General features: G+C 71.2%; 17 protein-coding genes. 10 read left to right on the top strand and 7 right to left on the bottom strand.

From position 1 onward, the window contains the following. The first annotated feature begins 63 nt into the window (after positions 1–63). Both DFJ64_RS16840 and DFJ64_RS16845 read left to right on the top strand, forming a co-directional pair. A complete protein-coding gene (locus DFJ64_RS16840) occupies positions 64–1461 on the top strand; it encodes a hypothetical protein (RefSeq protein WP_147304745.1) in 1398 nt (465 codons plus the stop codon). A gap of 110 nt (positions 1462–1571) precedes the next feature. Next, positions 1572–4463, top strand: a complete 2892-nt coding sequence (locus DFJ64_RS16845; RefSeq protein ID WP_115851317.1) for a DUF2961 domain-containing protein — start codon at positions 1572–1574, stop codon at positions 4461–4463. A 131-nt stretch (positions 4464–4594) separates the two neighbouring features. On the opposite strand, the gene DFJ64_RS16850 is transcribed toward DFJ64_RS16845, so the two are convergent. Then, positions 4595–5020 (bottom strand): pyridoxamine 5'-phosphate oxidase family protein, encoded by a 426-nt coding sequence (locus DFJ64_RS16850; RefSeq protein ID WP_115851318.1) that lies wholly within the window; start codon positions 5018–5020, stop codon positions 4595–4597. Between the two features lie 167 nt (positions 5021–5187). Then, on the bottom strand, positions 5188–5613 hold the full coding sequence (locus DFJ64_RS16855; RefSeq protein WP_115852181.1) for a pyridoxamine 5'-phosphate oxidase family protein: 426 nt from the start codon (positions 5611–5613) through the stop codon (positions 5188–5190). Positions 5614–5842: 229 nt separating this feature from the next. Between DFJ64_RS16855 and DFJ64_RS16860 the strand changes: the two genes are divergently transcribed. Beyond that, a complete protein-coding gene (locus tag DFJ64_RS16860) occupies positions 5843–7249 on the top strand; it encodes an MFS transporter (RefSeq protein WP_245941188.1) in 1407 nt (468 codons plus the stop codon). Between the two features lie 177 nt (positions 7250–7426). After that, positions 7427–8962, top strand: a complete 1536-nt coding sequence (locus DFJ64_RS19755) for a lytic murein transglycosylase (protein WP_211310645.1) — start codon at positions 7427–7429, stop codon at positions 8960–8962. Positions 8963–9106: 144 nt separating this feature from the next. On the opposite strand, the gene DFJ64_RS16870 is transcribed toward DFJ64_RS19755, so the two are convergent. Further along, positions 9107–10372, bottom strand: coding sequence for a hypothetical protein (locus tag DFJ64_RS16870; protein WP_115851319.1), 1266 nt, complete (start codon positions 10370–10372; stop codon positions 9107–9109). Between the two features lie 131 nt (positions 10373–10503). Here DFJ64_RS16870 and DFJ64_RS16875 point away from each other — a divergent pair, with 131 nt between their 5' ends. From DFJ64_RS16875 to DFJ64_RS16895, 5 genes are all read left to right on the top strand, one after another. Further along, complete coding sequence (locus tag DFJ64_RS16875) at positions 10504–11757, top strand: AAA family ATPase (RefSeq protein ID WP_115851320.1); 1254 nt, start codon at positions 10504–10506, stop codon at positions 11755–11757. Beyond that, positions 11754–12746 carry a DUF58 domain-containing protein gene (locus tag DFJ64_RS16880; protein ID WP_115851321.1) on the top strand — a complete coding sequence of 331 codons (993 nt, stop codon included), beginning with the start codon at positions 11754–11756 and terminating at the stop codon, positions 12744–12746. Before DFJ64_RS16875 ends, DFJ64_RS16880 begins: the two co-directional genes overlap by 4 nt. Then, complete coding sequence (locus DFJ64_RS16885; RefSeq protein ID WP_115851322.1) at positions 12743–13696, top strand: VWA domain-containing protein; 954 nt, start codon at positions 12743–12745, stop codon at positions 13694–13696. The genes DFJ64_RS16880 and DFJ64_RS16885 overlap by 4 nt, the downstream gene beginning before the upstream one ends. Before the next feature lie 56 nt (positions 13697–13752). Beyond that, complete coding sequence (locus tag DFJ64_RS16890; protein WP_115851323.1) at positions 13753–14514, top strand: DUF72 domain-containing protein; 762 nt, start codon at positions 13753–13755, stop codon at positions 14512–14514. Positions 14515–14699: 185 nt separating this feature from the next. Continuing rightward, the gene (locus DFJ64_RS16895; protein ID WP_115852183.1) at positions 14700–15197 is read left to right on the top strand and encodes a DUF3145 domain-containing protein; all 498 of its coding nucleotides are present in this window, start codon (positions 14700–14702) and stop codon (positions 15195–15197) included. A gap of 309 nt (positions 15198–15506) precedes the next feature. On the opposite strand, the gene DFJ64_RS16900 is transcribed toward DFJ64_RS16895, so the two are convergent. From DFJ64_RS16900 to DFJ64_RS16915, 4 genes are all read right to left on the bottom strand, one after another. Beyond that, complete coding sequence (locus DFJ64_RS16900) at positions 15507–16835, bottom strand: (Fe-S)-binding protein (protein ID WP_115851324.1); 1329 nt, start codon at positions 16833–16835, stop codon at positions 15507–15509. Then, positions 16826–18010: an FAD-binding oxidoreductase gene (locus DFJ64_RS16905; RefSeq protein ID WP_115851325.1), complete on the bottom strand. Its 1185-nt coding sequence runs from the start codon at positions 18008–18010 to the stop codon at positions 16826–16828. Before DFJ64_RS16905 ends, DFJ64_RS16900 begins: the two co-directional genes overlap by 10 nt. Then, a complete protein-coding gene (locus tag DFJ64_RS16910) occupies positions 17991–19445 on the bottom strand; it encodes an FAD-linked oxidase C-terminal domain-containing protein (RefSeq protein ID WP_115851326.1) in 1455 nt (484 codons plus the stop codon). Before DFJ64_RS16910 ends, DFJ64_RS16905 begins: the two co-directional genes overlap by 20 nt. A 73-nt stretch (positions 19446–19518) precedes the next feature. Further along, positions 19519–21132, bottom strand: coding sequence for an MFS transporter (locus DFJ64_RS16915; protein WP_170152652.1), 1614 nt, complete (start codon positions 21130–21132; stop codon positions 19519–19521). Positions 21133–21237: 105 nt separating this feature from the next. On the opposite strand from DFJ64_RS16915, the gene aceB reads away from it, so the two are divergent. After that, on the top strand, positions 21238–22836 hold the full coding sequence (gene aceB / locus DFJ64_RS16920) for a malate synthase A (protein WP_115852185.1): 1599 nt from the start codon (positions 21238–21240) through the stop codon (positions 22834–22836). Positions 22837–22838: the final 2 nt, after the last annotated feature.

The raw sequence follows: 22838 nt of genomic DNA on the forward strand, positions 1-22838 counted from the left end.
GCGCGGCTCCCGGCCATCGACCAGGGCGTATGGACGCCGGGGCGGATGGACGACACTGTGGGCATGGCTCTTCGCCGGTGGCTGACCACCCTCGTGCGGCGCGATCCCGGACCCGACGCCCGCACCAAGGCCGAGGCGCTCCAGCTGTTGGGCGGTGAGGGGTGCCCGGTCTGCCGTGTGGCCGAGGACGCGGTGCGGCGCTGGTTCCACACCTACGAGAACGAGAGTCGCTCGGATCCGCGGATGCGGGAGCGGATCGAGCGTTCGTTCGGGTTCTGCGCGACGCACACGCGTCACTTGCTCGATCTCGGCGCTTCCAGCTCGTGGCTGGCACGGTGGGTGTTCGCGGACGTGGCCCGCGCCGGAACCGCCGCTCTGCGTGTGGCCACGGTTCCGACGCCGGAAGCGTGCCCGGCGTGTGAGGTCGCGGCTCGCGCGGTGACGGACACCTTGGGCACGCTCGCGGTCGGCCTGGTGGATGACGAGGCGAGGAGCCTGTTGGACGCTGGCGACGGCTTGTGCGTGACGCATGGCGTGGCGGTGATCGAGCGGAGCGGGCCCGTTGTCGCCCGGGCGGTCGCCGAGATGCTGGAGAGCCGGTTGGGCAAGGACCCCGTGCTGGCTCGCGACCACCTCATCGGCCTGGATCCGGATCGGTCACGTCGGCGGCGCGCGCGGGAGGAGCGAGCCGAGCGGGTCCTCGCGGCGGAGGAGACGAGTCGTCGTCGCGGAAGCGCGGCGGACCTCGTGCTCGACTGGCCGTGCTGTCCTCTGTGCGCGGCGGCGGACCGAGTGGAGTGGCGGTACCTTCACTGGCTTGCCGGGCTGAGCCGCGACGAGAGCGCGGAGCTCCGAGCGGAGGCGATGTTGTGCCCTCGTCACCTCGGCGACCTCACGTCGTTCCGGCACGTCGGCGACCTCTCGGACCGTGAGCTCACCGACGACGGACTGCTGGGCTCGGTCGCCGCGGTGATCGACCATGTGGCGGGCCTGTGGCGCGCCGATCTCCACGCGTTCCTGCAGCGTCTGGACGCCAGTCCTTGGGCGGGCATCGTCCACGTCCAACCGCCTCGTGGGGTGGAGTCCTGTCAGCTTTGCGCACGGAAGCGGGCGGCGGAGCAGCGCGAGGCGCGCTTGTTGGAGGCCATCGCCGCCGACCCGGCGTACGACGCCCGGCTGTCGCGGGCGCACGGTGTGTGCCTGCGACACGGGCTCACCACGGAGCTGCCGCCAGCGTGGCGGCGTCTGCTCCGCGCGCGGGTGGGTCTGCTGTCGTTCGAGCTCGACGAGGCCGAGCGCAAGGCAGGCTGGGACGCTCGCTGGGAGGTCCGGGGCAGCGAGATGGCCGCATGGCGACGGGCGCCGACGCTCCTCGACGGCGCGGTGCTGGGTCCGATCGCACCGGACTCCGATCCGCCGCCGCGGACGTCGGCACCGCCGGAGCCACCTGACGCGCTGTAAGGAGCGCTCCTCGGTCCTATCGAGGACACGACACTGGCCCGAGGCCGCCGAGATCATCTACGGTGATCACGGGAAATCGATTTCCAACCTCGTGTCCCCGTGAGGAGCCGATGCGTCGGATCGTTGCCTCGCTCGTCGCCTCCGTCCTTCCGTTCGGTGGTCTCACCGGCACCGCTCTCGCGGCCGACCGTCCCTCGGACGAACGGCTGCGGGAGACCCTGGCTCATGCCAGTGGCGCTCCCGCACCGCGTCTTGGCCCGGTCGGCTGGGAGACGTACCGCCACCCCGAGCGACTGGCCGAGATCGGCAATGCCGCGCGCACCCGACAGTTCTCCAGCTTCGACCGTGGCGGAGGCAACAACGACGGCTTCGAGGGCACGTACTCGTGCCTGCGCACCACCGCCTCCGGCGGCTGCGTGATCGCCGAGCACACCGGCGCGGGGGAGATCGCCTCCATCTGGTTCACCAGAGACGGCGGCGACGTCTCCCAGACGGGGACCATCACGATCGAGCTGGACGGCAGGACCGTCGTCGACGCCGACCTCCAGGACCTCGTCGACGGCAAGCTGGGAGAGCCGTTCGTCTACCCCCTCGTGGCGAACGCCGACCAGAGCTCGGGTGGCGTCTACATCAAGGTCCCGATGCCCTACCGCCACTCGATGCGGATCACGACACAGCACAACCCGTACTTCCACCACGTGACCTACCGGGAGTTCGCCAGCCCGGAGGGCATCGAGACGTTCGACCCCACGGATCCGGCGACGGACGTGCTGGCCGCGCTCCGCGCAGCCGGCACCCGCGACCCCAAGCCGGATCTGCCGGGAGAGCGCACCACCACTCGACTAATCGACGTCGCGCCGGGCGAGACCGTCACCCTCGGCCATGCCACGGGCCCGGGCGCCATCACTGAGCTCGTCCTCCGGCTCCCGCAGCTGCAGCCGTCACCGACGGACGAGGTGGTCGTCTCCCGCCGCACGGCCGTCGCACCGTCGCCGGTGCCCGGCAAGGCGCGGTGGGTGCGTCCGCTGGCCCGGCCAGCGGTGACGGGCGCCGTCGCCGACGAGACCGAGGAGATCCTGCGCGAGGCGCGGCTGCGGATCAGCGTCGACGGCGTGCGCACCGTCGACGCCCCGCTCGGTGAGTTCTTCGGCAGCGGGTTCGGGCTCTACCCGGTGCGTGCGTACATGTTCGGCGTCGACCCGGAGCAGCGCACGCTGTCGAGCTGGTGGCTCATGCCGTACAGCCGAGCGGCGACGGTGGAGCTGTACAACGGCGCGGACGTCGCCCTCAACGCCGGTGAGGCACGGCTCACGGTCGCCCGCAGCGCGACCTGGAAGAGGGACCTCGAAGCCGGCCGGATCGGCTACTTCCGAGCCACCGCGGTTCGCTCCGAGGCGACGTTCGGTCGTGACCACCTGTTCCTCGACGTCACTGGTCGCGGCCGGGTCGTCGGTGTCACGCACACCGTCCAAGGTCTCAACGAGGCCGGCTGGCGTCGCGGCTACCTGGAGGGCGACGAGCGCGTCTTCGTCGACGGCTCGACCAGCCCGGACCTGCACGGCACCGGGACCGAGGACTTCTACGAGGGCGGGTGGTACTTCAACCGGGGCGCCTTCAGCGCGCCCTTGACCGGCAGCCCGGTCCCCGACCGGGCCGACTGCCCCGCCGGTTGCACCAGCATGTACCGGCTGCTGCTGGCCGACGGCATGGACTTCGCCAGCAGCATGCGGTTCGGCATCGAGCACGGTCCGGGCAACGACGAGCCGGTCATCGAGTCGACGACGACCTACTGGTACGGCGTTGATCACGGCGGTCTGGTCTGGACCGACCACCTCGACGTGGGCGACGCAGCGAGTGAGGCCGCCCACGACTACCGCTCACCCGATCCGGGCGCGGTGGAGTCGCTGACCAGTCGCTTCGAGGGCCTGGACGGGCCACCGGAGCCTGTCACGGTCGACACGCGAGCGACGAGCGCGCCGGTCTCCTTCACACTCGCGGTCCATCCAGGCAACCACGGTGTGATCCTGCGGCGCGTCTCCGACCAGGCCGAGGGCTACCAGGCGGCGGAGGTGAGCGTGAACGGGAAGCCGGCCGGCACGTGGACTCAACCGCTGGCGAACCCGGAACAACGTCTGCTGGACGACTACTTCTGGTTGCCGGCGACGTTGACCGCTGGACGGCGGACCGTCACGGTGACGCTCCGGCCGCTCGACGGTCACGCGCCCTGGTCCGCGGCTGACTACCACGCCCTGTCCATCCGGTCGCCGTACACCGATCGCGACGCGCCGGCGCGGGTCTCAGGCCTGACTGCGCGAGGCGACGAACGCACGGCGATCACCTTGGGGTGGACGGTCGCGCGGGACGACGTGTACGCGGTGACGTACGAGGTGCACGCCTCGACGACGAAGGGCTTCACCCCGAGCGACGAGACCCTCGTCGGTGTGGCGCGGACGCCGGGGTTCGTCCACGAGACCGGCACCGTCCGCCAAACCTGGTACTACCGCGTCCGAGCGGTGGACGCGGCCGGACACGTGGGCGCCTTCTCCAGTGAGGTGAGCGCCACCACCGGCGACACCCTGCGCATCGAAGCGGAGTCGCTGCTGCCGCCGGTCGAGGCGACGGCACCTGTCCAGGTCCAGGGCAACTGCTGTGGTGTCGTGTGGTCCGGCAACGCGCAGCTGTGGTTCACCCCGACCACGTCTGGGCAGCACGTCGTGGTGGAGGTCACGCTGCCGACCACGGGGACGTACGAGCTGACGACTCGCCAGACCCTCGCCCGCGACTACGGCATCAACACCCTGACTCTCGACGGGCAGCCCATCGGCGAGGCCTTCGACGCCTACCACTTCCCAGAGGTCGTCCTCAGCGAGGCGTTGAGCTACGGCACGCACCACCTGACCGCGGGCAAGCACACCTTGACGATCGCGGTCCCCGACAAGAACCCCGCGTCGGAGAGCTACATGGCTGGCTTCGACTACTTCCAGTTCCAGCTCGTCGACTGAGCGCCCCACCGCCCCACCACGTCGGAAAATGTCTCGCCGACGAGCGGCGGCCACGCTGCCGCAGGATCCAGCGGTGTGGCGGCTGGTGTGCCACGACTCGGCGTCCGATGTGACGCCGTGCTCGTCGGCGATCAGACGGTGCCCAGGTCGGAGGAGAACCAGCGCTCCGGCCGCATGTAGAAGATGACCTGCTCACCATGCGTGGCCTCGGCCATCGCCATGTAGCCGGGCACCTTCTCCTCCGGGAGGTAGCGGCGACTGATCTCCTCGAGGTGTGCGCGCGTCGCCGGCTCGGTCCGGGTGACCGCGCCCTCGACCGAGACGTAGCGGATCGTCGGCTCGACTCGTTCCACGAGCAGGCTGAACTGGCCCGCGGCCCGGATCAGCCGCGCCTTGACCGAGTTGGCGCCGGTCATCACCCACAGCTCGCCGCCCGGTGTGTACTGGTACCAGACCGGCACGACCAGGGGTGGACGGTCCGCGCCACGGGCCACGGCGAGGGAGCCGATGTGCGGCTCGGCGAGGAACCGCTCACGTTCGTCGACGCTCAGGGGCATGACAGATCAACCTCCAGGTTTCTGGCCCGGATACGTGGCGCGGCCACTCTCTCATCGAGAGCCGACATGGTGGCCGCCTTCTCACCAACACCGGACGGGCTCCTCGAACCGCCGCTGAGGACTGGGAGGCGCACGACCCGTGGGTGTGGCGACGAGCGTCCTCCGACCTAGAGGGTTCCCAAGTCGGAGGAGAACCAGCGTTCCGGCCTCATGGCGAGCACGATCCGCTCGCGCCCGTCGTTCTCGGCGTTCCTGACGTACCGGCTGGCCTGCTCCTCCGGCAGGTAGCGACGATGCAGCGCCTCCAGGTGTGCTCGCGTGACCGGCTCGACCCGAGCGAGGCGGCCCTCGACCGAGACGTAGCGGATCGTCGGCTCGACTCGTTCCACGAGCAGGCTGAACTGGCCCGCGGCCCGGATCAGCCGCGCCTTGACCGAGTCGGCGCCGGTCATCACCCACAGCTCGCCGCCCGGCGTGTAGTGGTACCACGTCGGCACCACCAACGGTGGGTTGTTCGGTCCGCGCGCGACCGCGAGGGAGCCGACGTGGGGTTCGGCGAGGAACTGCTCGCGTTCGGCAACGCTGAGCGGCATGGAGGCCTCCAGTCCCGGCATCGAAAGGCTGTCACCGGCCGCCGGCCGTGCCGCCAGCATACGTGGCCCTGGAGTCGTGCCGGTGGCGTGCGCTGACCGGAGGGCGATGACCGAAGGGCTTGGGCGGCGACGTAGCCGGCCACGCGGCCTGCCGAGGTGGGACGACGCCTGGGAGCGACGCGAATTTGGGTAGCCGGGCTTCGGGGGCGACCCGCTACTGTGGCACGACGTGTCTGTCTCCGAAACTCAGCCCACCAGCAAGCCGGACGCGTCGGACAGTCTCTGGAGTCCGGCGTACGCCGCCCTCAGCGTCGGCATCGTCTCCCTGATCTCCCTCGTCGCCTTCGAGGCGATGGCGGTCGGGACGGCGATGCCCCGGGCTGTGGCGGACCTGGACGGGCTCGCCTTCTACGCGTGGGGCTTCTCCGGCTTCATGACGGCGAGCATGTTCGGCACCGTGCTGGCCGGAGAGGCGTGCGACCGCTTCGGTCCCCTCGCCCCGTTCCTGGCTGGCATCGCTCTGTTCACCGGTGGGCTGGTGGTGGCCGGGGTGGCGCCCACCATGCCGGTGTTCATCGCCGGGCGGGTCATCCAAGGACTCGGGGGCGCGGCCGCGATCGTCACCGCCTACGTCATCGTGGGACGGGCCTACGATCCGCGGCTCCGTCCGCGCGCGTTCGCGGTCATGTCGGCCGCCTGGGTGCTGCCCTCGATCCTCGGGCCGGCGATCGCGGGCGTCCTCACCGAGACCTGGACCTGGCGTCTGGTGTTCCTCGGCCTCGTGCCGTTCGCCATCGCACCCCTGCTCTTGGTGCTGCCGCGGCTGCGGGCTTTGCCGGCGGTCGAGCCGGCGGAGGGACGCTCCGGCCGGAAGCTGCGCGCCGCGGCCACCGCGGTCGGGGTGGGCCTCCTTCAGTACGCCGGTCAGGAGGTCGGTGAGGAGCCGGGCCAGCGGCTTCTCACCCTGGCGGCGGTCGGCGCGCTCCTGATGGCGGTGAGCCTGCCTGGCCTCCTGCCGGCCGGGACCCTGCGCTTCGCGCGCGGCCTGCCCACCGTCGTCGGCTTGCGCGGGATCTTCGCCGGCGCCTTCTTCGGCGCGCAGGCGTTCCTTCCCCTCATGCTCGTGGAGCAGGTCGGGATGTCGGTGACCACGGCCGGCCTGGCGTTGACGGTCGGATCGTTGGGGTGGTCGACGGGCTCGTGGTGGCAGGGCCGTCCGGCCACGCGCACCCCGCGGCACCGGCTGATCGTCGCCGGCGCGACGTTCGTGGCGGTCGGGCTCGTCATCGTCCTGGTGTCCGCGCAGCCCGGCCTCCCGGCGTCCCTCGCGGCGTGGCTGCCCTCGGCGGGGTGGGTGTTCGCGGGGCTCGGCATGGGCCTGGGGCTGTCGAGCCTGTCAGTGCTGCTGCTGGAGTACTCGCCGCCGCAGGACCAGGGTGCCAACGTCGCCGCCGGCCAGGTGTCGGACTCGCTGGGAAACGTTCTGCTCGTCGCGACCGGTGGGGTGATCTTCGCTTCGCTCCACGAGGCGGTCGAGGGCTGGGACGTCTACCGCGTGATCTACGCGGTGATGCTGGCGGTCGCGTGCGCCGGGATTGTCCTGGCCCGCCGGGTGCGGCCGTCGACCGCGGGCTGACCGCCGCCGACCACTCCGCCTCGCCACGGTCGGGACGGATCCACGTCGAACGGACGCGCCGGTCCGGTGTGAGTTCAACGCGCTGGTTTGTCCCCCCGCAGAGGTCCCGGATCGGCCGCACGCCACCGGTGCGCCATGCCATGGTGGGTGCGTAGCGGGGGGATGCCGATGAGGCTCGTGACGGCTGTGCGCGTGGCGGTGGCAGTGCTCGCGGTCGCGGCGGTCCCGAGCGTCCCCGCCTCCGGCGGAGCACCAGCCACGGGTGGGCTCGGGGCTCTCGGCAGGCCCGGCGACGCCGACAACGGACGACGGGCTGGTGCGGTGGGCGCGAGCGGGTTGTCGGTCGACGAGCCCCTCCGGGAACGGTCCGACGCACCCGGCATGTTGGGCATTCCCGGCATCGTGCTGGACGCCTACCGAAACGCGGCACTGCAGCTCGGATCCACCGACCCTGGTTGTCGGCTCACCTGGCAGATGCTCGCCGGCGTGGGGAAGGTCGAGTCCGACCACGCCCGCGGCGGTGCCGTCACGAAGCGCGGTGACGCCGTACGCCCCATCCTCGGCCCGGTGCTGGACGGCCGCCGGTACGCCGCGATTCGAGACACCGACGACGGTGTGCTCGACGGCGACACGAGGTGGGACCGTGCGGTGGGCCCGCTGCAGTTCATCCCGAGCTCGTGGCAGGTGTATGCCTCCGACGGCAATGGTGACGGACTCGCCGACCCGCAGAACGTGTACGACGCGGCGCTGGCCACCGCGCGGTACTTGTGCGAGGGCGGCCGAGACCTGTCCCGACGCATGGAGCTCGCGACAGCGCTCTACAGCTACAACCACTCGCTGCCGTACGTGCGAGCGGTGTTGGCGTGGATCGACGCGTACACGGCCGGTCGGGTGCGACCGGACGGGATGCCTGACCTTCGCGCGCTGGGCCTCAGCCCGCCCGCCGCGCCGGTTCCCACGGGTGCGCCCACAGCGGCGCCCCCCGCGCCGCGAACCGGTCCCGGCGCGTCAGGTGCGGAACCCCACCCGACCGAACCGGATGCGCGAGGGCCGGACCCGGGCGGACCGGACCTGGCGGGGCCGGACGTCTCCGACTCGGAGGATCAGCCTCCGACGCAGGCGCGGCCGGTCGATCCCACGACGCCGGACGAGCCCGGCCACGCCGCGGGGTCGCAAGCGCCGGCTCCGTCCGACGTGCCGGCACCGGACGCGACATCCGCGCCCGGTGACACGTCGCCCGACGGCCGGGGCGACACGTCGTCCGAGCGAGGCGAGAGGTCGCAGCCATCGTCGTCACCGCGGCCCACGGGACGTGGGCCGACCTCACCGAAGCCGAGCCCGATCACGCCGACACCAGAGCCGAGCAGCCCTGCCCCGGCTCCCACCTGTGCCACCACGTCGACCCCGACGCCGAACCCCACGACGCCCAGCCCGAGCGCTCCGACACCGGCGCCCACGACGCCGAGCTCGACGCCCACCGCGACCCCGACCGCGACACCCAGCCCGACGCCCACGACCCCGAGCCCGACCCCGTCTGCTACGAGCCCAACCCCGAGCCCCACAGCGAGCCCGACAACCCCGGTGACGCCAAGCCCGTGTGCGCGGCCGGCCGGCGACGACGCCGCCACCCACCGATGGGCGGTCTTCCTGGAGGCGCTCCGGCTCCTCGTGGCGGGCAAGCCGGACGAGGTGAGGCTCGACCCGGACCAATGAGCTGAGACCCCAGCGACGTGAGGACCCAGTGAGGTGAGGGACATGGCACGCGATCGACGGCTGGATTCCCGGCCGTACCACGCGTGGGTGACGTCCCCGTGGAGGACCTCGCCGCCGTCGCGGACGACACCGACGTCGAGGACGTCAGGGGGTCTTGGCGCGGATCTCGTTGATGATCTTCTGCATGCTGGGCAGCTCGTCCGGCGCGCCGGTGAGGCGAACCCCCACATGGGTGTCGACCGGGCCGTCCCCCTCGGCGGAGAAGACGTGACTCATCGCGACACCCACACGACCGGACCGGTCGGAGAGCTGCCATTCGGCGTACATGGTGGTCTCGTCGACGCGGCGCCAGTCGCCCTGCACCCCCACCGTCTCGCGGACTCGCGCCCATTCGTCACCGCCACACGGTGCCGGGCACGTGCGGACCTCGACGATGCCGCCAGGCGGGTCGCCCTTCTTCGAGCCGAAGATGTAGCCCTCGTCGATGCAGACCCACCGGGCGGCGCCTGGACCTCCCTTGTCGCTGCGCATGCATCCCCATGTGCGTGGGACCCGGAAGTCGAAGGGGAAGCCCTCGAGGTCCATGAGGTAGGTCGGCTCGTTGGCGCCGAAGGTGGGCCCGGCCACGAGGCCAGGCGGACCGTCCTGCGACGTCGACCGAGGCAACGGTTCCTCGGTGTGCCACTGGGCCGGCGGCTCGGAGAAGGACGGCTCTGGCTGGGGAGTGCTCCGTGGCTCTGGGGTCCGGGTCGGCTCGGATGGCGTCGGTATCCGGGTTGGCTCGGATGGCGTCGGCTCCGACGCGGCGGTCGTGTCGCTGTCGTCCTCGAGCACGACGCTCGCCAGCAGAGCGCCGCCCACCACCACGGCGAGGGCCACCGCGACGCAGACCGCGAGGATGGCGAGCGAGCGGCGGTTGTTCGCCGGCGGGACGACGGAGGACGTGAGCTGGGACGGCGCTGGCGGTACGACCTGCGTCGCGGCTGGCGTACCCGACCAGTGCGGCGCGAACTCAGGGCCGGCACCCCGGCTGGCGTGCCCGGCGAGGGAACCGCCTTCCACCGCGGTGAGCCCGGCCGCGCGGGACAGGGCGGCGGCGTCGAGGAGGGCGACCGCTCGGCTGAGATCCTCGCCGAGGTAGGTGGTCGCCACCCAGGGCACTGGGTCAGCGGGAGCGGCGGCCAGAACGTCCTGCGGAGCTTCCCGGGCGAGGTCGTCCAGCGCGGCGCTCAGGCGGTCGCGAGCGGCGGCATCCGCGGCGGCGCCGGCATGCAGAACGCTGATGGCCGCGGGGCGGCCGGCGCCGTCATGGCCGAGGAACACCACGCCCGCCTCGTGTTCGCGAAGGCGCGCGGTCAGGCGGAAGGGTCCGAGGGTCGCTGGATCGTCTGGGCGAAGCGCGTTCGTCAACTGTTCTCCCGTTTCGACCGAGCCCCTGGGTGGGGTGGCAAGGACACGATGCTGGCACCCTTGGTCGCGTGGCCGACGATACGACGTCCGTGCGTGGGGAGGGGCATCGGCGCTTGGAGAGGAATCGTGACATGACGACGCCGGACCCGAGCGAGACGGCCGGGACACCCGAAGGCCACGAGGTGGACCTGCCACACCGGCCGGCGGACCGACCGGACACGGGTTCTCCGGGCAGTGCCGAGCACGCCGGTGGGCCCGACGCCGCGCAAGCCGGCGGCCGTGGCGTGGGCGACAGACTCGACGGGCACCGTGCTGCGACACCGCCGTCCCGTGGCGCCTGGACGGGTGCGGAGACGACACGGGCTCCCGCTCCAGGCTCGGGGGTCGCAGAAGAGGGCCGGCTCATCGGTGAGGCGCTCGCGGAAGTCAAGCGCGTCATCGTCGGCCAGGAGCACATGGTCGAGCGGCTCATGGTCGCGCTCCTCGCACGAGGCCACTGCCTCCTCGAGGGCGTGCCGGGGGTCGCCAAGACTCTCGCCGTCCGGACCTTCGCCCAGGTCGTCGGTGGCGACTTCGCTCGCCTGCAGTTCACGCCTGACCTGGTGCCGTCCGACATCGTGGGGACGAGGATCTACCGTCCGAGCAAGGAGTCCTTCGATGTCGAGCTGGGTCCCGTCTTCGTCAACTTCGTCCTCGCCGACGAAGTGAACCGTGCGCCGGCCAAGGTGCAGTCAGCGATGCTGGAGCTCATGGCCGAGCGCCAGGTCTCGGTAGGCGGGCGCACGTACCCCCTCCCGAAACCCTTCATCGTCATCGCCACCCAGAACCCCTTGGAGTCGGAGGGCGTCTACCCGCTGCCGGAAGCCCAGCGGGACCGGTTCCTCATCAAGGTCGACGTGCGGCTGCCCGACGCCGAGGAGGAGTTCCAGATCCTCGAGCGCATGAGCGTCGACCCGCCGGCGCCGCGACAGGTCCTCGACCCGGAGGGGATCCTGCGGCTGCAGGAAGCCGCCGATCGGGTCTTCGTCCACCGCCTGGTGGCCGACTACATCGTCCGTCTCGTCCTCGCCACGCGGCGGCCCGCCGAGTACCACGTTCCCGAGCTGGCGCCCGTCATCGAGGTCGGCGCCAGCCCTCGCGCGACCCTTGGCCTGGTCGCGTCCGCACGGGCGCTCGCCCTCATGCGTGGCCGCGACTACGTGCTCCCGGAGGATGTCCGGGACGTCGCGCTCGACGTCATCCCACACCGGCTGGTGTTGAGCTTCGACGCGTTGGCCGACGGGGTCCAGGCGACCTCCGTGGTCGAGCGGATCCTCGCCGTCGTCCCGCCGCCCCGGCCCGTGTGGCGCCAGCAGCCCGGCGAGGTTGGTCCGGAGTTCCGATGAGTCGAGACCTGCCCTCGGGCGAGCGCGTCCAGGTCGACCTGAGGCGCCTGGCGCCGGAGCGCGCGCTGCGCCGGCTTGAGCTGACGATCGTGCGCAGGCTGGAGGGGTTCCTGCACGGTGACCACCTCGGCTTGCTCCCGGGTCCGGGCAGCGAGCTTGCCGAGGCTCGGGTCTATCGGCCGGGCGAGGACGACGTCCGTCGGATGGACTGGTCGGTCACCGCTCGGACCACCACGCCTCACGTGCGGGACGTCATCGCTGACCGGGAACTGGAGACGTGGGCGCTGGTGGACATGTCGGCGTCGATGGACTTCGGGACGGCGGCGATGGAGAAGCGCGAGCTCGCCGTCGCCGCTGTGGGAACGGTGGGCTTTCTCACCCAGCGGTTGGGCGACCGCTTCGGTGGCGTCGTCGTGCGCGGCGGTCGGGTGCGTCGGTGGCCAGCCCAGTCGGGACGCCTGGCCTTGTACGGGCTTCTCCGGTCGTTGCTCACCGCCTCGGCGAGCGCGGACGGGCACCCCGACGACTTCTCCGGCACGCTCGACCAGATGTCGCGGGTCTACCAACGGCGTGGCCTCCGCGTCGTCGTCTCCGACTTCCTCGACGGCGCGGGTGACGACCCGGCCGCCCCGCTGCCGTGGGAGCGGGCGATGAAGCGACTGTCGGCTCGGCACCAGGTGCTCGCTGTCGAGATCGTCGACCCGCGCGAGCTGGAGTTGCCGGCCGTGGGCGTCGTCTGGCTGACAGATCCGGAGACGGGAGCGCTGAGCGAGGTCGACACCAACGACGCCGGGCTGCGGATGCGGTACGCCGCGGCGGCTGCCGCGCACCGGGAGCGGGTCCGCACCGCGTTACGTCGCTGTGGCGCCGCCCATCTCGTGCTGCGGACCGACCGTGACTGGGTGGCCGACACCGCCCGCTTCGTGTTGGGGCATCGCCGGGTCGCGCAGCGTCTGCACGCTCCCCCCACGAGAGGAGTCGGCGGATGACGTTCCTCGCCCCGGGACGCCTGTGGCTGTTGCTGCTCGTGCCGCTGCTCGTGGGTCTGTACCTGCTGCTGCAGTGGCGGCGGCGGACCTACACGATGCGGTTCACCACCATGGCGCTGCTCTCGAGCGTCGCGCCGCGCCGACCCGGATGGCGACGGCACGTCGCCGCCGCGCTCATGATCCTCACGGTGGCGCTCCTGGTGGTGGCGTTCGCGCGACCGCAGACCGAGGTTCGCGTTCCCCGGGAGCGCGCCACGATCGTCGTCACCATCGACGTGTCGATCTCCATGCGCGCCGACGACGTCCCGCCGAGCCGGCTGAGAGCAGCGCAGGACGCGGCGAAATCCTTCGTGGAGGGCCTGCCCGAGAAGTTCAATGTCGCGCTGGTGTCGTTCGCCGGCACGGCGAACATCCTCGTGCCCCCGACCACGGACCGCTCGGCGGTTCTCCGAGCCATCGACGGGCTGGAGCTGGCCGAGTCGACGGCGACCGGGGAGGCGATCTTCACCTCGTTGGACGCCTTGAAACAGGTGCCGGCCGATCCGGAGAACCCCGACGAGCCCATCCCCGCTCGGGTGGTCTTGCTCTCCGACGGCACCCGGAACATAGGCCGGAGCGTCGAGGAGGGCATCCGCGCGGCCCGCGACGCCGGTGTCCCGGTCTACACGATCGCCTTCGGAACGCCGTTCGGCGTGGTGGAGATCGAAGGCCAGCAGACGCCGGTCCCCGTCGACGAGGAGACGATGCGACAGATCGCTGAGGGCACGGGCGGCCAGACGTACACGGCGACGTCGGGGGAGGAGCTGGAACAGGTGTACGCGGACATCGGCTCCTCCGTTGGCTACACGACCGAGGAGCAGGAGGTCACCGCCCGGTGGGTAGGGTTCGCCGTCCTGGCCGCGCTCGCGACCGCCGTCGCGTCGGTGTTCCTGCTCGGTCGGCTGCCCTAGGCGCACCCACGCACTGGGCGTACCCAGTTGGAAGAGCGGAGTCGGGAGAGGGGACCGTGCCGATCCACGTGGGCACGTGCGGATGGAACTACCGGCACTGGCGTGGCGTGTTCTATCCCCCCGAGGTTCCGCAGCGCTCCTGGCTCGCCTACTACGCCGAGCGGTTCGCCACCGTCGAGCTCGACAACAGCTTCTACCGACTGCCTGCGTACGAGACGTTTGCCCGATGGCGCGACCAGGTGCCCGAGGACTTCGTGGTGGCGCTCAAGGCGAGCCGCTACCTCACGCACATCAAGCGACTGCGCGATCCGCGAGAACCCGTGGAGCGGCTGGTCCGGCACGCGCGAGGGCTCGGCGACCGGTTGGGGCCGATCCTTCTCCAGCTGCCTCCCACGTTGCGGGCTGATGCCGGTCTGCTCGCCGAGTGTCTCGACGCGTTTCCCGCGGACGTTCGGGTGAGCGTGGAGCCGCGACACCCATCATGGTGGACGTCCCAGGTCCGGCGAGTGCTCGAGGATCGCCAGGCGGCGTTGGCCTGGACCGACCGGCTCGGCCGACCGCTGACGCCGTTGTGGCGGACGGCGGGCTGGGGCTACCTCCGCTGTCATGAGGGACGCGCGGTCCCGTGGCCTCGGTACGGCCAGGCGGCGTTGCGTGCCTGGATACGCCGGATCGCCGAGGCCTTCGAGGACGCTGCCGAGGTCTTCGTCTACTTCAACAACGATCCAGGTGGCGCGGCTGTCCTCGACGCGGTGGCGTTCGCGCGGGCGGCGAACCGTGCCGGACGCTCGGTGTCCCGGACCTTCGTTGAGCGGTAAGCCGAGCCGACGCCGCGAGCGTGGCGGTGATGGCGCCGCGAGGGACATCGGAAGATCTCGGACTTTTCAGGAAGTTCTTTGGGCGTGTCGCTGGGGAATCAGGCAGAATGACCGCGGCACCGCATCATCTCGGCTGGGACGAGGACGCTGGGGAAGGCGCTCCCTCGGCCAGAGAGGTGGTTCCGGTGACGACAACTCGAGGTGTGCTGTACATCCACTCAGCGCCGTCGGCGGTCTGCGCTCATGTCGAGTGGGCCGTCGCCGGCGTTGTTGGCATGCGCGTGAACCTGGACTGGATTGCTCAGCCGGCATGCGTCGGCACCTACCGCGCCGAGCTTTCCTGGCAGGGAGAGCCGGGCACGGCCGCCACTCTCGCCTCCGCGTTACGCGGGTGGCAGCAGGTTCGCTACGAGGTGACCGAGGAGCCGAGCCCGGGGTGTGAGGGCGCCCGCTACTCCTACACTCCGAGCCTCGGGCTGTTCCACGCGGTCACAGGTCCGCACGGCGACATCCTGATTCCCGAGGATCGGCTGAAGGCTGCGATGGTGCGAGCCTCGCTCGGCGAGGTGTCCTTGGAGGAGGAGCTCGAGCGTCTCCTTGGCAAGCCGTGGGACGACGAACTCGAACCGTTCCGATACGCCGGCGAGGGCGCCGCTGTGCGGTGGCTGCACCAGGTGGTCTGAGAGTGACGGCGATGCTCCAGACGGCGCTCGACGGCAGTACTTCGAGTCGCGGTCGTCCTGCCGCCGGCAGCCAGCGGACAGTGGCGTCATCCATTCAGAAAGTTCTTAGCCCGCTTGGTCTTGACCGACGCGTTGTGCATATGGGTAATCTCGCGGTGACATAAAGCTTCGAGTCACAGGCTTGCACGAAACAGCGGGGCAGTGACGTGGCCGCGCGGTGCCGACAGGGCCGAACCTCGGCAGCCGGGAACGCGGCCGCACCACGTGGGGCGTGGCCTTGGGGAACAAGGCCACGCCCTTCTTCGTGCCTCACGTTCCACCAGGGAGCCCGCGCCCGCGGATCGACGCGTCGACCAGCTCGACCGGATGCAGGAGCGGGAGGTTGGCGTGCTCCCCGAGGTGCCGGCGGATCTGGAGCAGACAGCCGGGGTTGGCTGTCACGACGGCGTCCGGCGCCAGCGAACGGATGTTGTCGACCTTGCGGCGTCCCAGCGCTTCGGCGGCCTCGGGTTCCAGCAGGTTGAAGACTCCCGCCGAACCACAGCACACCTCCGTCTCGGGGACGTCGACCACCTCCAGGCCGGGGATTCCGCGCAGAACCGCGCGAGGCTCGGCTCGCACCCTCTGGGCGTGGCCCAGGTGACAGGCGTCGTGGTAGGCGACCCGAGCCCGCACCGGATGGCGTGGGGCGCGTGGCGCCAGCTCCGCCAGAACCTCGGTGACGTCACGCACCTTGGCGGCGAAGGTCGCGGCGCGGTCCGCCCACGCGGGGTCGTCGGCCAGCAGGCGGCCGTACTCCTTCATCGCTGACCCGCACCCGGCGACATTGACCACGATCGTGTCGACGTCGAAAGCTTCGAACGTCGTGATGGTGTGGCGGGCCCGTTCGACGGCTTCGCGCCGCCGACCCACGTGCGTGCTGAGCGCGCCACAGCATCCCTGGCCGCGTGGGATCAGCACCTCGCACCCCTCCGCCGCGAGGGTGCGGACCGTGGCGGCGTTCACCTCGGAGAAGAAGACTCGCTGCACGCAGCCGGTCAGCAGAGCGACCGTGCGCCTCCGTTCCCCGACAGCGGCGACGCGGGTGGGAGGTCGGGTCAGCAGGTCGCGCAGTCGCGTCGGCGGAACCAAGGACTCCAGCGCACGCAACCGAGCCGGCAACCGGCCGCGCAGCCCGCTCGCACGCACCAGCCTCGCCAGGCCTGAGCGTTGGTAGACCCACCCCCCGAGCGCGGCGAGTCGAAGCCGGCCGGGGTAGGGGAAGAGCTCGAAGATGGCTCGCCGGAACGCCCGATCACGCCACGGTCGGGTGTGGTGACGTTCGATCTGGAACCGCATGGACTCCAGCAGCTCGTCGTATCGCACGCCTGAGGGACAGGCGGTGACACAGGCCATGCAGCCCAAGCAGGTGTCGAAGTGGCGGACGAGCGTCTGATCGAAGTCGGCCGCGCCGTGACCTACGAGGTCCATGAGGTAGATGCGTCCGCGTGGGGAGTCCATCTCCTCGCCCCACAGCACGTACGTCGGGCAGGTCGGCAAACAGAAGCCGCAGTGCACGCAGTCGTCGATCAGTTCCGGCGCCGGCGGCTGGTGCTCGTCGAAGTTCCCCCACGCGGTGGAGCGGTTGTTCACAACCATGGCGCGAACCGTCCCGGTGCGAGGCGTCCGTCGGGGTCGAGCTGCTGTTTGAGCGCCCGCAGCAGGGTGGCGCTCGTCGGCGCCGGTCCCCAGCTGGGCACGAGCTCATCGAGCGCGTGAGGACGTCGGTGGAGCGTCACGCTGCCACCCGACTCGAGGACACGCCTCCGCCAGGCGCGCACGACGTGCGCGTGCCCGTCCAGCGAGCCACCGCGAAGTCGCACGGTGTGGACACCGACGCCGAGGCTGGAGGTGAGGCTGGCCTCGACGCCGTGCTCGGCGGCGAGGGAGTCCAGCGCCGCCGCCAGCTGGGGGAGAGCGTCGGGTCGGGTGCCTGCCCGGAGAACGGTGTCCCCCTCGACGCCGCGGACCACCTCGGCGACCTGAGCCCACGTGGCGGCCTCCCGTGGGCCGTCGACGATGTCGTGGTCGACGCCCAGCGACGTGGCGGCCTTGTGGAGGCGGGTCTCCACGCCGGTCGGCGTCCCCTCGAAGCGCGCCAGCAGGGTGCCGTCGCACCAGTCCACCGCGGCCGGCTCCCACGGTGACGCGAGCAGTGTGGTGGCGTGGGTGAACGCGGTGGGAACGTCGCACGGCACGACGAGCGTGCCCGTCGCCTTCGGCCGCGGGTGGAGCCGCAGGACGACCTCCGCGACGAGGCCGAAGGCCCCGAGCGAGCCGGCGAAGAGCTTGGCCAGGTCGTAGCCGGCCACGTTCTTGATGACGTGACCGCCGGAACGGGCGACGGTGCCGTCGGCGAGGACGACGGTGACCCCGATGACCAGGTCGCGGAGTGTCCCGTAGGTCAGGCGGAGTGGACCGCCATCAGCGGTCGCGAGCAGGCCGCCAACGGTGGCGCCCTCGGCCACCCGGGCTGCGTCGAGCGCGACCCGCTGCTCTCGCAACGTGGCGTGCAGGTCCGTGAGCGGTATCCCAGCGCCGACGGCCACCGTCATGTCGGCGGGGTTGTAGGCGAGGACGCGGTCCAGCCCGGTGGTGTCGACCACGAGGTCGACGTCGTGGACGGGCGCTCCCCACGACTGCGCCGTCCCCGTGCCCCGGATCAGCACCCGCTGGCCGGCGCGGGCGGCCGCCACGAACACGTCGCGCGCCTCGCGCAGGTCGCGTGGGCGCGCGACCTGCGGGCTGGCGAGGTCAGAGCCGCTGGATGACACCGGCCGCCTCCAAGGGGTGTGGACGGTACGGGCCCAGGCGCTCGCCGCAGAGGCGCGGTGTCGGCAGGACCTTGCCCGGGTTGCAGAGCGAGTCGGGGTCGAAGGCGCGGCGTACCCGGTCCATGACCGCCAAGTCGTCTCGGCCGAACATCACCGGCATCGAGCAGGCCTTGTCGGTGCCGATTCCGTGTTCGCCGGACAGTGATCCGCCCAGCTCGACGCACAGCTCCGCGATCGCCTTGGCCAGCCGCTCGGCTCGGTCGTGCTCGCCGCGGCTCTCGTCGTAGAGGACGAGCGGATGGAGGTTGCCGTCGCCGGCGTGGAAGACGTTGGCCACCCGCAGCCCGGCGTCGTGACTCATGACCGTGATGCGGCGCAGCGCCTCGGCGAGCCGGGTCCGGGGAACCACGCCGTCTTGGACGAAGTAGTTCGGGCTGATCCGGCCCATCGCGGCGAAGGCGGCTTTGCGACCGGTCCAGATCCGCGCCCGCTCGGTCTCGTCGCCGGCGACCCGAATCTTCGTCGTTCCGTGGCGGTGGCACAGCTCGCGCACCGCGTCGAACGTGGCGTCGCATTCGTCGACCGGACCGTCCAGCTCCACGATCAGCGCGGCCGCGGTGTCACGGGTGTAGCCGGCGGCGACCGCGGCCTCGGCCGCCTCGATGGCGAGCTGGTCCATGATCTCCAGGGCCGCGGGGACGATTCCGGCAGCGATGATCGCGGTCACGGTGTCACCGGCCGCTTCGATGGTGGGGAAGTCGGCGAGCAGGGTCCGCACCGACTCCGGCTTGCGGAGCAGCCGGACTGTCACCGAGGTGACCAATCCCAAGGTGCCTTCCGACCCGACGAACACTCCCCGCAGGTCGGGTCCGGCCACCTCCGGGGACGGGCCGCCGAGCACGACCTGGCTTCCGTCAGGCAGCACGACGTCGAGGGCGAGTACGTGGTGCGTGGTGAAGCCGTACTTCAGGCAGTGGGCACCGCCGGAGTTCTCCGCGACGTTGCCGCCGATGGTGCACACCTGCTGGCTCGACGGGTCGGGCGCGTAGTACAGGTCGTACGGCGCGGCCGCCCGGCTGATCGCCAGGTTCGTGACACCCGGCTCCACGACGGCCCGTCGGTTGACCGGGTCCACTGTCCGAATCGCCCGCATGCGCTGGAGGGAGATCACCACACCGTCGGCCACAGGCAAGGCACCACCGGACAAACCCGTCCCGGCGCCCCGGGCGACGAACGGGACGCGAGCGCGATGGCAGGCGGAGACCGCGGCCGCGACCTCGGCCGCCGAACCCGGCAGCGCCACCAAGGCCGGCGTCACGCGGTAGCCGGCGAGCCCGTCGCACTCGTAGGTCCGCAGCTCGAGGGGATCGCTGATGACCCAGCGCGGCCCGACGATGCTCGCGAGCTCCTCGCGCAGGCGTTCGATGACGGTCATGGCCCTCCCGCTGGCAGGTGTGCCACGACCCACGCTAGTCGGTGGGGCGCCGTCGAGGGCGGCCCGAAAGCGGTCAGCCGCGCTGGCGTCCGCCGACGACGATGGCGAGGCCGAGCAGCGCGGCCGCCAACCCGGTGATGATCCACCCCACCTGGTGTAGCCCTTGGGTGCTCAGATTCTGCTCGAAGACCACGCCGAGCACGCTGGTGGACATCATCGCGCCGAGGTAGCGGCAAGTCTGGAACAGCCCTCCCGACGACCCCATGCGCTCGGGTGGGCTCGCCTCGTACAGAGCGGTCTGGAGGCCGAGGTTGTTGAAGCCGTTCGGTACTCCCAGCAGCAGGGCGAGGCCGGCCACCACCGCGAGGGGCGTGACGTCGTCCAGCAGCTGCACGAGGAGCGTCGCCGCGACCAGGATCGCCGACCCTATGACGAGCGTGGCCCGGGAGCCCTGCAGCCGCACGGTCCGAGCGGCCAGCGGAGTGGTGAGCACCCCCATGAGGGCGATGGGCAGCACCAGCAGTCCGGTCGCGTCGGCGGAGACCCCGCGTACCGACTGGAGCCACAGCGGCATGCCGAAGAAGACGGAGTAGAAGACGACGTTGAGCCCCACCTGCTGCCCCAGCACGGCGGACAGGCGTCGGTTGGCGATCAGGCCCCTGATGTCGAGGAACGGCGCCTCGGTGGCGCGTTCACGCCGGTGGAGCAACACGCCGGCCAGCGGCACGACGCCCAGCAGCCACCACTGTGGCCGGGTACCCAGCGACAACAGGAAGCTGAGCAACGCCGTGAGTGTCACGGTGAACAGCACCAGACCGGCGAGGTCGAAGGATCGGAGGAACCGTGCGGCGGCGACGCGGAACCCGGCCGGCGCGGTCTCGTCCGGCGTTTCGTCGGGCGGTGTCCTGGGCGCGCGTGAATCGTCGCGCGCGGCGCCAGGCTCGTCAGCCGTGGCCCTGGTTGGCGCAGGCTCCCCCGGCGCTGGTCGGTCCGGCACTGGTCTGTCCGGCACTGGTCGGTCCGGCACTGGTCTGTCCGCTCCAGGGCCGGTAGCCCGTTGGCTCGCGTGAGCGCTCCGGACCCGTGGCAGGAAGCGAAGCGCCAGGATCACCCCGAGCGCGGTGACGGGGACGTTGACGAGGAAGACCGCTTCCCACCCGGCGAAGGCCACCAGGAAGCCGCCGAGAACCGGGCCGCAGGCGGCGCTCGTGGCCGCGGCGACGTTGAGAACCGCCAGCGACCCGGCCGGCGGACGCGAGAGTGCCGGGCGAGTCCCTGCTCGAGATGCGGCGGTGGGCGCGTCCTCCGCGGCCGCGCGGATCAGCACGAGGGCCGCCGGGAACGCGGCGGAGGTGCCGATCGCCAGCAGCACCCGCATCCCGACGAGCCACCAGAACCCGGGGACGAGCGGCGCGAGCAGCGAGACCGTGCCCGCCGTCACCAGGCCCGCGATGAACAGCCGGCGGCCTCCGAGGAGGTCGACGAGCCTGCCCACGAGCGGTTGTCCGACCGCGGCCGACAAGTAGAAGGCCGACACCAGCCAGCTGACCGTCGCCACCCCGACCTCGAACTCCCGCTGCACCGGGACGAGGGCGATCGCGATCATCGAGGAGTTCAAGGGGTTCAGCAACGTGCCCAAGGCGACGGTGACGACGAGCGAGGTGGGCGCTCCCAGGCGGCCGGGCACAAACCCATCATCCCCGCCCGTGGCGCGAGACCGGTCGACTGGGCCCCCGAGCGCCCTGCGATGTGCTAGACGTGGCATAGGCGCGGGGAAGGGAAGGTGCGGAACGTGGTCGACATCACGGTGACCGGTCCCCCTGTCGAGCGAGCGGACGAGATTCTCACCAGTGACGCTCTGGCGTTCCTGGGAGAGCTGCATGAGCGGTTCACCGACCGGCGCGACGATCTTCTGAGACGTCGGGCCAAGCGTCGCGAGGAGGCGGCGCGGGCCGGTCGCCTCGACTTCCTCCCCGAGACCCGCGAGATCCGCGAGGATCCGTCGTGGCGGGTCGCGCCCGCCCCACCCGACCTCCAGGACCGCCGCGTCGAGATCACCGGTCCGACCGAGCGCAAGATGACGATCAACGCGCTCAACTCCGGGGCCAATGTGTGGCTCGCCGACTTGGAGGACGCCAACACGCCCCACTGGGCGAACGTCGTCGGCGGGCAGGTGAACCTCTACGACGCGATCAGGCGGCGGATCTCGTTCACCTCACCGGAGGGGAAGTCCTACACCTTGCGGGAGGACGGTCGCCTGGCCACCATCGTCGTCCGGCCCAGGGGGTGGCACCTCGACGAGCGCCATCTCACCGTCGGCGGCCGACCGTTGCCCGGCGCCTTGGTCGACTTCGGGCTCCACTTCTTCCACAACGCCAAGGAGCTGCTCGAGCGGGGCAGCGGGCCGTACTACTACCTGCCCAAGATGGAGAGCCACCTCGAGGCGCGGCTGTGGAACGACGTCTTCACCTACGCCCAGCAGCGCCTGGGGATCCCGGTGGGCACGATCCGTGCGACGGTGCTCATTGAGACCATCCCCGCGGCGTTCGAGATGGAGGAGATCCTCTACGAACTGCGCGAGCACGCGTCCGGGCTCAACGCCGGCCGCTGGGACTACCTGTTCAGCATCATCAAGTACTTCCGGGACGCCGGCCCGTCGTTCATCCTGCCTGATCGCAACGCCGTGACCATGACGGCACCGTGCATGCGCGCCTACACCGAGCTGCTCGTGAAGACCTGCCACCGCCGCGGGGCGTTCGCCATGGGTGGCATGGCCGCCTTCATCCCGAACCGCCGTGACCCAGAGGTCACCGAGCGAGCCCTGGCCAAGGTGCGGGCCGACAAGGAGCGCGAGGCGAGCGACGGCTTCGACGGCTCCTGGGTGGCCCACCCCGACCTCGTACCGATCTGCAAGGAGGTCTTCGACACCAAGCTCGGCGACCAGCCCAACCAGCTTGACCGGCTGCGGGACGACGTCCACGTCACCGCCGACCAGCTCCTCGACATCGCCGCGACGCCGGGCTCGGTCACCGAGGCGGGGCTGCGCAACAACGTCGCGGTGGCCCTGCGGTACCTGGCCGCCTGGTTGGGAGGCAACGGCGCGGTCGCCATCTTCAACCTCATGGAGGACGCCGCGACGGCGGAGATCGCCCGCAGCCAGATCTGGCAGTGGATGAACAACGGGGTCAAGCTCGACACCGGGGAGACGGTGACGGCCGACCTGGTCCGCCGCATCGAGGACGAGGAGCTGGCGCGAATCCGCTCCGAGGTGGGGGACGAGGCCTTCGTCCGCGGCGACTACGACCGTGCGCGGGAGCTGTTCGAGCGCGTGGCGTTGGCGCCTGACTTCGCCGACTTCCTCACTCTTCCGGCGTACGCGATGATCGACTGACC

Source organism: Thermasporomyces composti, from assembly GCF_003386795.1.
GTDB lineage: Bacteria > Actinomycetota > Actinomycetes > Propionibacteriales > Actinopolymorphaceae > Thermasporomyces > Thermasporomyces composti.